Source organism: Chlorobaculum thiosulfatiphilum, assembly GCF_006265165.1.
Classification (GTDB): domain Bacteria; phylum Bacteroidota; class Chlorobiia; order Chlorobiales; family Chlorobiaceae; genus Chlorobaculum; species Chlorobaculum thiosulfatiphilum.
Window position 1 is genome coordinate 46,727 of record NZ_VDCH01000016.1, and the last position, 8,824, is coordinate 55,550.

An 8,824-nucleotide genomic window follows, 5' to 3' on the forward strand; every position below is an offset into this window, starting at 1 on the left:
ACAAACCGGATTTGCTGATGCCGGTCATGGGCGTGGCGGCTCCGGATTTGTTTATTGCGGCGCGAGTTCGCCAAACCACCAGGAGGCCGTCACGCCGCCATCCAGCCCGGCCAGCCGGACCGGCCTCGATCATGCGCCTGTACCCTTCGCCTTGCGGTCCGTTCAGCTCATCTTTGGCAAGCGGCGTCATGGTTTCCGGCGCTCACGCGGCGAGCAATCGCCTGGCCGATCGAGCCGGGGCCGATGATGACCATGACTTTTTCCATGATAGTCTCTCATTCAAAAGGTTGGTTTTACGATCGTTCCTTGCATGTCGAGGTGCTCAAACGGTTTGTGATGTGAGCGATGTTCCGACGAGCTTCTGCTGTTGCGCCGGGTAACGCTCGCCATGAATTTTGATGCCTGACAGGGGCGTTTCGATTTTCTGAAGGTCGGCTTGGGAGAGTTCCAGCGATGCCACTCCGAGGTTTTCCTCAAGCCTGCTGGTTTTCGTGGTTCCCGGAATGGGCGTGATCCACGGCTTTTGCGCAAGGAGCCATGCCAGGGCGAGCTGCGCGCGGGTCGCTTTTTTTCGGTGGCGATCTCTTTGACAAGCTCCACCAGCGCGAGATTGGCCTCGATATTTTCCGGCGTTAAGCGCGGCACGGCGTGGGCTTTGCGGATGCTTGCCGCGCCAGCTTCGGACAATCCGAAATGCCTGATTTTTCCCTCGGCGATCAGCTCTTTTATGACATGAACAATGGTTTCCAGTGCAGGAGTGATTTTTTAAGAATTTACTCCACGCCGACGATCACACTCGACGCCTTGAAGATGGCGCAGGCGTGGCCGCCTTCGGCGAAGCCGAGCTTCTCGGCGCTGCCGTGGGTGATGACCGCCGACAGCACCTCGCCGCCGCCGATCTCCAGATCGACCTCGCAACTGACCGGCCCGTCGATCACGCGGGTGACGGTGCCGCAGAGGATGTTCCGGGCGCTCATTTTCGCGTCGTGCAGATTGGTGCCGAGGATGACCGTGCTCGCCTTGATGATGGCGCTGGCCGCCATGCCCTCTTGCAGGCCGAGCCTTTCGACGGCGCCGATGGTGATGATCGATACAATCGGAGCGCCGCTGGCGAGCGTTATGGTCACTTCGGCGTTGACCGCGCCCTTGACGATCGACGAGATGGAACCCTTGAAGATGTTGCGTGCACTGATGTTCATGGTGTTACTCCTGATGGAAATTGATGGAGATAAGCGTTGTTGAGATGATGCATTGAAAGCGGCATGGCGTATCCTGCGGCGGTGAGCCGGATTTCCTCGTTTCCAGGCCGGTTCTTGTCAAGCGTCTGGATGCGCGAATACATGGGGTCAAATCGATCTGTTGGCTCTGTTATAACGCACTGCTTCAAATATTTGAAATTTTTCTTTTACGGCAATGGATGGAGTGAAGAAACCTTAATTCTTGAATAAGAAAAGCTGTTTTCTGTAAATTTATATACCAATAGGTAGGAATTGTTTGAATAATGGTGAAGATGTCGCAAATTCTGACAAGAAAAGTACTTCGCCTCTTTTTTTGTCAGGCGTTATGTTTTGCAGGAAATAACGAAAGTCGTAAAGTGATTCAGCAGATGGCGGAGCATGGAGAAAACAGGGTTATCATCGTCGGCGCGGGGCCGGGCGATCCGGAGCTGCTGACGGTGCGCGGCGCGGCGGCCATCCGCGAGGCCGACGTCATCCTCTACGACTGCGGGACGGTCGAGCCGGTGCTCGCGCTGGCATCCGAACGCGCCGCGATTGTTCGCGTGGATCGTTCGCCGTATGAAACCGGCAAGGGGCGTCGCGAACAGACGCCGATGATCGTGGCGATTCGCGAGCATCGCGAGAAGGGATTGCGCGTCGTGCGGCTGAAAACCGGCGATCCGGCGCTGTTCGGCGGCGAAGTCGATGAGGGCGACGTACTCACGCGGCTCGGCATTCCGTGGGCCGTTATCCCCGGCATCTCCGCCGGAGCGGCGGCGGCGAGCGCCTACGCCTTGCCGATCAGCCGCAAGTTCGAGAGCGACGCCGTGCTCAACATCATCGCCGCCACGATTACCGACGACTTCGCGCTCATCCGCGATGCCGCGCGGCTGCTCGGCCACGGCGCGACCGTCGTCTTCTACATGGCCACGGCGAACCTGCCGGGCATCCTGCGGGTGTTCCGCGAGGAGGGCGTGGCGGACGGGACGCCGGTCGTGGCGGTCAGCAAGGCCGGGTGGCCCGGCGAGGCGTTTGTCCGCACAACGCTCGACAAGCTTGGTCGCGAGGAATTTTCCGCCGTTTTGCCGGAGCCGGTGGTGTACCACATCGGGCGGTACGTCAGAGTGCGGAACGTTCCGGTGGGATCGAAAGAGCTTTCTAGCAAGATCGCCGAAAGCGCCGGATAGCTCTTTTTTTGCGTAGCATTATGTATTAAAAGTTATAACGAAATCAACCATATCCATGAAAAAAGCAGTTCTGATGGTGTTGCTGTTGGCCTCGGTCAGGCCAGCGATGGCCGCCGAAACCTCGTTATCGGGCGACGACAGCGCCGCGCCGGTCTTCACGGCAGGCGAGATCGTCGTCACGGGCAAGAGCGCCGACTCCGCCGAAACGGTTCCGACCGCCGAAATGGAGAAGCTCGACAAGCAGAATCTCTCCGAAGCCGCCAATCTTCTGCCTGGCGTCACTATCAGCAATGTCGGCGGGCGCAACGAGGGGATGGTTTACGTGCGCGGCTTCGACATGCGCCAGGTACCGCTCTATCTCGACGGTGTTCCGCTCTACGTTCCTTACGACGGTTATGTTGATCCCAACCGGTTTCTGACGATGAACCTGTCGGAAGTCAATGTATCAAAAGGATTTACCGCCGTGCTGTACGGCCCGAACACGCTTGGCGGCGCGATCAACATGGTCAGCCGCAAGCCGGAAAAAAAGCTCGAAGGCAATGTCAGAGCTGGCGGATCGATGGGCAACGACCAGATCGATGCCGGATTCGGGGCCGTCAACATCGGCTCGAATCAGGGCAAGTGGTACGTGCAGGCGGGCCTTTCCTTGCTGAGTCGCGACTTCATGCCGCTCTCCTCCTCGTTTGAGGCCGTTGCGAACGAAGATGGGGGCGAGCGCGACAACTCCGATACCCGCGACCGGAACGCCACGGTCAAGGTCGGTTATACGCCAAACAGCACGGACGAATACGCCATCACCTTCAACAGTCAGCACTCGGTCAAGGGCGTGCCGGTCTATACCGGATCGAATCCGAGCAACAAAACGCGCTACTGGCGCTTCACCAACTGGGACAAGACAAGCCTCTACTACATCGGCCGCACCAGCCTCGGCGAGAAAAGCTACCTGAAAACGAGGGCATATTTCGACAACTACTACAACTCACTCGAAAGCTACGACGACGCGACCTACACCACCCAGACGAAGCCCCCAAAAACTTTTTCGAGCCGCTACGACGACCACACAGTTGGCGGATCGGTGGAGTTCGGCGCCAGCATCGCGCAGAGCGACATTCTGAAAGTTGCGCTGCACGACAAGTACGACATGCACAACGAAATCGGCGACACCGGCCAGGAGCCGCTGCGGTTCGCGGACAACACCTTCTCGATTGCCGTCGAGAACACCTGGAACGCCTCGAAAAATCTGTCGATCATCGCCGGTGTCCGGCAGGATTTTCGCTCCACCATCGAGGCGCAGGAGTTCACCGACGATACCCATACAGTGATTCGGAACTTTCAGCTTGAAGACAATCAGGCCACCAACGCGCAGCTTGCCGTGGTCGGACACCTTGACGATTGCAATGTGTTGACCGGCTATGTGGCGAAGACGACGCGCTTCCCAACGCTGAAGGATCGCTACTCCTACCGGATGGGTCAGGCTATCGCCAACCCCGGCCTCGATCCCGAAAGCAGCCTGAACTACGGCGTCGATTACGCTTTCACGCCATCCGGTAACTTCTCGCTCCATGCGTCGGTCTATCAGAGCAAGCTCGACGACACCATCCAGCAGGTGAACAATGTCGTTTACGACACGGCGAGCAGCACCTGGCTCTGGCAGATGCAGAACACCGGCAAGTCAACCTTCACCGGTTTCGAGTCATCGGCGGACTGGCAGCCGCTCGGCTGGCTGAAAACCCATGTCGCATACAGCTACATCGACCGGCAGAACGACAGCAATCCCGATCTGGTCTTCACCGACGTGCCGAAGCACAAACTGACCGGCTACGTGCAGTTCCTGCTCGACGACAAAACCTGGCTGCTTGTCGAGAGCGAATACAACACGAAACGCTACAGCACCAGTGACGGGAAGTACAAGGCTGCGCCCTATGGCCTCGTGAATCTGCACATGAATGCCGGGCTTACCGATGGGCTGTCGCTTCACGCGGCGGTCAACAATCTTTTCGACCGGAACTACGAGGTCGCGGAGGGCTATCCGGAAGCCGGACGCGAGTATGTCATGTCGATGAACTACGCATTCTGAACTGAGCAGCTCGATGAAAGGTGTATCGCTGATTCTCGTCTGCTTCGCCGCGCTCTGCGGAGTAAGCGTGTTGTCGCTCGGCATCGGGCGCTATCCGGTCTCGCCGCCGGCGATTCTGTCATGGCTTTTTACCGGTGCGAGCGCCGACGCCAATCTGCCGGTGGTGCTGCTCAACATCCGCCTGCCGCGGCTCATCGCGGCCATCGCGGCGGGCGGGGCGCTGTCTCTGGCGGGCGCGGCGTATCAAGGATTGTTCCGTAACCCGATGGTCAGCCCCGACATTCTCGGCGTTTCGTCCGGCTCCGGCTTCGGCGCGGCGCTGGGGATACTCTTCTCGCTGCCGGTGGCCGCCGTGCAGGCGATCTCCTTCGCGGGCGGCATCACTGCCGTGCTCGCTGCCGTGCTGGTCAGCCGGGCCATCGGGCGCAGCAGCGATTCGGTGCTGGTGCTCGTGCTGTCGGGCATCGTCATCAGCTCGCTCTTCGGGGCGCTGCTCTCGCTGCTCAAGTACATCGCCGATCCGCTCGACAAGCTACCAGCCATCACCTACTGGCTCATGGGCAGCTTCGCCGACATCCGTACCGGCGAACTCGGCACGGCGGTGGCGATGGTGCTCGCGGGCGCGATTCCGCTGCTGCTCGTGAGCTGGCGGCTGAACGTGCTCTCTTTCGGCGAGGAGGAGGCCCGCTCGCTCGGCCTGCACACCGGGCGAATGCGCGTCGCCGTGATTCTTTGCGCGACGCTCGTGACGGCGAGCATGATTTCTGTCTGTGGCATCATCGGCTGGGTCGGCCTGGTGGTGCCGCACATCTCGCGGTTTCTCGCCGGAGCGAACCACCGGCGGCTCATGCCGGTCTCGTTCCTCGTCGGCGCGGCATTCATGGTGGCGGTCGATACGGTCGCCCGCTCGGCGGCGTCGGTGGAGATTCCGGTCGGCATCATCACGGCGGTGCTCGGCGCGCCCTTTTTCATCTGGATCATGAAACGCTCATCGGTACGCGCATGGTGAAGGCGAAGGAACAGTCGATTGCCATCCGCAAAGCCGGACTCGGCTACAACGGCAAGGCGATTCTCGACGATGTCGATCTGGAGATCGCGCCGGGGGATGTGGTCTGCCTGCTCGGCCAGAACGGCGCGGGCAAGACCACGCTTTTCCGGACGATGCTTGGCTTTATCGCGCCGGTTCATGGCTCGGTGACGCTCTCGGGGCGCGAGGTTTCGCGCCTTTCGCCACGCGAGATCGCCTGCATCGTCTCCTACGTGCCGCAGTCCTACGCCATGCCGTTTGCCTATTCGGTAAGCGACGTGGTGCTTTTCGGCAGAAGCGTCCACCTCGGCCTCTTCTCCTCGCCGGGAGCGCGTGATCGGCACGTCGCGGCGGAGTGCCTCGACCTGCTCGAAATCAGCCATCTCGCCGCTCGCCCTTTCAACGAACTGAGCGGCGGCGAGCGCCAGATGGTCATCATCGCACGGGCGCTCGCGCAGGAGGCGCGGTTCATGATTCTCGACGAACCCGCCTCGAACCTCGATTACGGCAACCAGGTGAGGGTCATCCGCAAAGTCCGGGAGCTGGCCGGGCGCAACATCGGCATTCTCATGGCGACGCACCACCCCGACCACGCCTTCATGGCGGCCTCGCGGGTGGCGGTGCTCTCCGGCGGCAAGCTGAGCCACGACGGCTCGCCCGAAGCGATGCTAACCCCGGAGACGCTGCGGAGCCTCTACGGCGTGGAGGTGCAGGTGTTCGACACGCCGCAAAACGGCCACGCCAGCCGAAGGGTCTGCGCTCCGGTGGTGGAGTAGGGCGTAGGATTTCGATTTGGAGGGGGAGTTAGACGTTTGATAACGTGTCAACAGCGAATCGTAATTGCCGTGTCGCAAGAGATTGGGCTAAAGCCCTTATTTATTATGCCTTATCTGCATACCCCGGACTGAAGTCCGGGGCAATTGTTCAAGAAGTCCAATGGTCGGAGCGATAAAACAGGAGAAGGCGGATGACTTTGGAAAAGTTAGTTCTCCAAAATTGCCCCGGCCTTCAGGCCGGGGTTCAAGGCGCAAAAAAATCATGGGCTTCAGCCCAAAATCTTGCTCAACAACCTTTGTGAGTTGTTGTTGCCTGAATCATAAACAAAACGCAGTAAAACAATGAGTTACACGATGAATGCGGCGGAGTTCAATGAGAAGATCATGAAGGGCCATTTCCGCAAAATCTATCCCGTCATCGCCGCCCAGCTTGTCGAGCGGACTGGGGTGAGCGCCGGGCGCTGCATCGATCTTGGCGGCGGGCCGGGGATGCTCGCCGTCTGTATCGCCAAAATCACCTCGATGAAGGTGACGGTGGTCGATCTCATGCCGGAGTGCGTCGAGCTGGCCCGCGAGAACAGCGCCGAAGCTGGCGTCGGGGATCGCGTCGATGCCGTGGTGGGGGTGGCCGAGGCGTTGCCGTTCGATGACGGTTCGGTGGATCTGGTGGTGAGCCGTGGCTCGATCTTTTTCTGGCAGGATCAGCAGCAGGGGCTGGCCGAGGTCTGGCGCGTACTGCGGCCTGGCGGCTGGGCGTGGATCGGCGGCGGCTTCGGCACCGCCGAGTTGCTCCGGGAGATCGAGGCGGCGAAGGCGGACGACCCGGAGTGGAACCGCAAGCGCAAGGAGCGCATGACGCAGAATCCGCCGGAGCACTTCCGGGCGATGCTCCAGCGGCTCGGCATCGAGGGCGTCGTCGAGCATCAGGAGGCCGGAACCTGGATCATTTTCCGCAAACCGGAGGCGGCGGAAGCATGAGGGCCGCATCGATGCGCATCTTCCGGCAGATACTGCCGTTGCTTCTGCTCCTTCTCGCCGCCTGCCAGCCCTCCGGCGAAAAGCCCGCAGCCGACACGCGAGAGGTGGTCGATATGGCGGGGCGGCGCATGAGGGTTCCGGTCACGATCGAGCGCGCCTATTCGACGCGCCCCGGAAGCGTGACGCTTTACGCCGTCGCGCCCGACCTGATGGTGAACCGCTCGCTCTGGATGACCGACGGCGCGGAGCGCTTCATGAGTCCCGCTTACCTCAAGTTGCCTTTCTCGGATGGTTCCGCCGAGGAGATCGTGCGCCTGCATCCCGACGTTATCATCTCATACTTTTCGATCAACCGGCAAAGCATCGACCAGGCCGACCGGCTCAGTCAGCGAACTGGCGTTCCGGTCTTCATGGTCGATATGGAGATGAAGCGCTACCCCGAAGCGTTCGCGGCGATGGGCGAGCTGCTGGGCAGGCAGGAGCAGACGGCCAGGATGAGCGCATACCTCGAAAAGTGGCTGCTGCCGGTCTTCGCCAAAGCCGCCCGGATTCCCGCGAGCCAGCGCAAGCGGGTCTATTACGCCGAGGGCAATCGCGGCCTGAATACCGATCCATCGGGATCGTTCCACAGCCAGATCATCGACCTCGTCGGCGCGACCAACGTCGCCCAGGTGAGCCTCCTTTCCGGCAAGGGGATGAGCGCCGTCTCGATGGAGCAGGTGCTGCAATGGAATCCGGACGTCGTGATCGTCTGGACGGGCATGGGCGCGTCGATGACGACGTTCCGGAATATCACCGGCGATCCGCTCTGGCAGCGGGTTCCCGCCATCCGCGAGGGGCGCATCCACCAGATTCCCTACCTGCCCTTCGGCTGGTTCGACCGACCGCCGGGCACGAACCGGATTCTCGGCGCGCTCTGGCTGGCCCAGCTTCTCTATCCCGATCTGTACCACATCGATCTCGAAGATGCCGCGCGGGAGTATTTCAGCGTTTTCTTTCATCGCGACCTGACCGCCGCCGAGCTGCGCGAGGTGATGCATCCGCTCGCCTTGCCGGGTGTGGATCGGCGTGAGGTCGCCAATAAACTATCGGGACATGATGAAACCAGTCGATAAAATGGACAGGGACGGCAACCTCCTTGCCGTCTGTACGCCTCCGCCGTTGCATCGCAAAAGCACGGGCAACGGCGTACCGCTCATCAAAAAGGGGGCGATCAATTTTTAGGCTCTTCGCAGAATATCGTGGGAAGAAGGGTGTGTATGAGGTAACATAGAGTAATTTTGAGCTTTACCCAACCACACCTTGATACTCCCATGCAGAGCCTGACGAGCCATTACCACCAACTTTTAGGTCTTTCCTCAAACTGGAAGGTCGAGAACGTTCATGTGTCGATGAGCGGCAAGCGGGTCGAGATCAGACTGGTCTGTACCGGCAAGCAGGTCGCGTGTCCGGTATGCGGTGCATCATGCAGCCTTTATGACCATGCCACTGAGCAACGATGGCGTCATCTGGATACCATGCAGTTCGAGACCATTCTGGTGGCCTGTTTGCCACGTTGTCAA

9 protein-coding genes and 2 pseudogenes are annotated in these 8,824 nt (G+C 60.2%); 8 read left to right on the forward strand and 3 right to left on the reverse strand.

Going from position 1 to position 8,824, the window contains the following annotated elements:
• Nucleotides 1-100: 100 nt before the first annotated feature.
• The 3 genes and pseudogenes from FGF66_RS13150 to FGF66_RS08225 form a co-directional block, all read right to left on the reverse strand.
• A pseudogene (locus tag FGF66_RS13150) lies at nt 101-187 on the reverse strand (SDR family oxidoreductase); the annotation flags it as partial.
• 135 nt (nt 188-322) lie between these two features.
• Nucleotides 323-750: pseudogene (locus tag FGF66_RS08220) on the reverse strand (aldo/keto reductase); the annotation flags it as partial.
• A gap of 23 nt (nt 751-773) precedes the next feature.
• Nucleotides 774-1,199: a TOBE domain-containing protein gene (locus FGF66_RS08225; protein WP_139457175.1), complete on the reverse strand. Its 426-nt coding sequence runs from the start codon at nt 1,197-1,199 to the stop codon at nt 774-776.
• Nucleotides 1,200-1,606: 407 nt separating this feature from the next.
• On the opposite strand from FGF66_RS08225, the gene FGF66_RS08235 reads away from it, so the two are divergent.
• The 8 genes from FGF66_RS08235 to FGF66_RS08265 all read left to right on the forward strand — a co-directional run.
• Complete coding sequence (locus FGF66_RS08235; RefSeq protein ID WP_170181288.1) at nt 1,607-2,404, forward strand: uroporphyrinogen-III C-methyltransferase; 798 nt, start codon at nt 1,607-1,609, stop codon at nt 2,402-2,404.
• A 55-nt stretch (nt 2,405-2,459) separates the two neighbouring features.
• Nucleotides 2,460-4,481: a TonB-dependent receptor plug domain-containing protein gene (locus FGF66_RS08240; RefSeq protein WP_139457178.1), complete on the forward strand. Its 2,022-nt coding sequence runs from the start codon at nt 2,460-2,462 to the stop codon at nt 4,479-4,481.
• Between the two features lie 13 nt (nt 4,482-4,494).
• Complete coding sequence (locus FGF66_RS08245) at nt 4,495-5,490, forward strand: FecCD family ABC transporter permease (RefSeq protein WP_139457179.1); 996 nt, start codon at nt 4,495-4,497, stop codon at nt 5,488-5,490.
• The gene (locus FGF66_RS08250; protein ID WP_139457180.1) at nt 5,484-6,284 is read left to right on the forward strand and encodes an ABC transporter ATP-binding protein; all 801 of its coding nucleotides are present in this window, start codon (nt 5,484-5,486) and stop codon (nt 6,282-6,284) included. Before FGF66_RS08245 ends, FGF66_RS08250 begins: the two co-directional genes overlap by 7 nt.
• 342 nt (nt 6,285-6,626) lie before the next feature.
• Nucleotides 6,627-7,262 (forward strand): class I SAM-dependent methyltransferase, encoded by a 636-nt coding sequence (locus tag FGF66_RS08255; protein WP_170181289.1) that lies wholly within the window; start codon nt 6,627-6,629, stop codon nt 7,260-7,262.
• Nucleotides 7,259-8,377 (forward strand): ABC transporter substrate-binding protein, encoded by a 1,119-nt coding sequence (locus FGF66_RS08260; protein ID WP_139457181.1) that lies wholly within the window; start codon nt 7,259-7,261, stop codon nt 8,375-8,377. Before FGF66_RS08255 ends, FGF66_RS08260 begins: the two co-directional genes overlap by 4 nt.
• Entirely contained in the window at nt 8,361-8,486 is a 126-nt protein-coding gene (locus FGF66_RS13040; protein ID WP_281279064.1) for a hypothetical protein, read from the forward strand. The genes FGF66_RS08260 and FGF66_RS13040 overlap by 17 nt, the downstream gene beginning before the upstream one ends.
• An 89-nt stretch (nt 8,487-8,575) precedes the next feature.
• A partial coding sequence (locus tag FGF66_RS08265) for a transposase family protein (protein ID WP_139457182.1) occupies nt 8,576-8,824 on the forward strand: 249 nt, incomplete at its 3' end.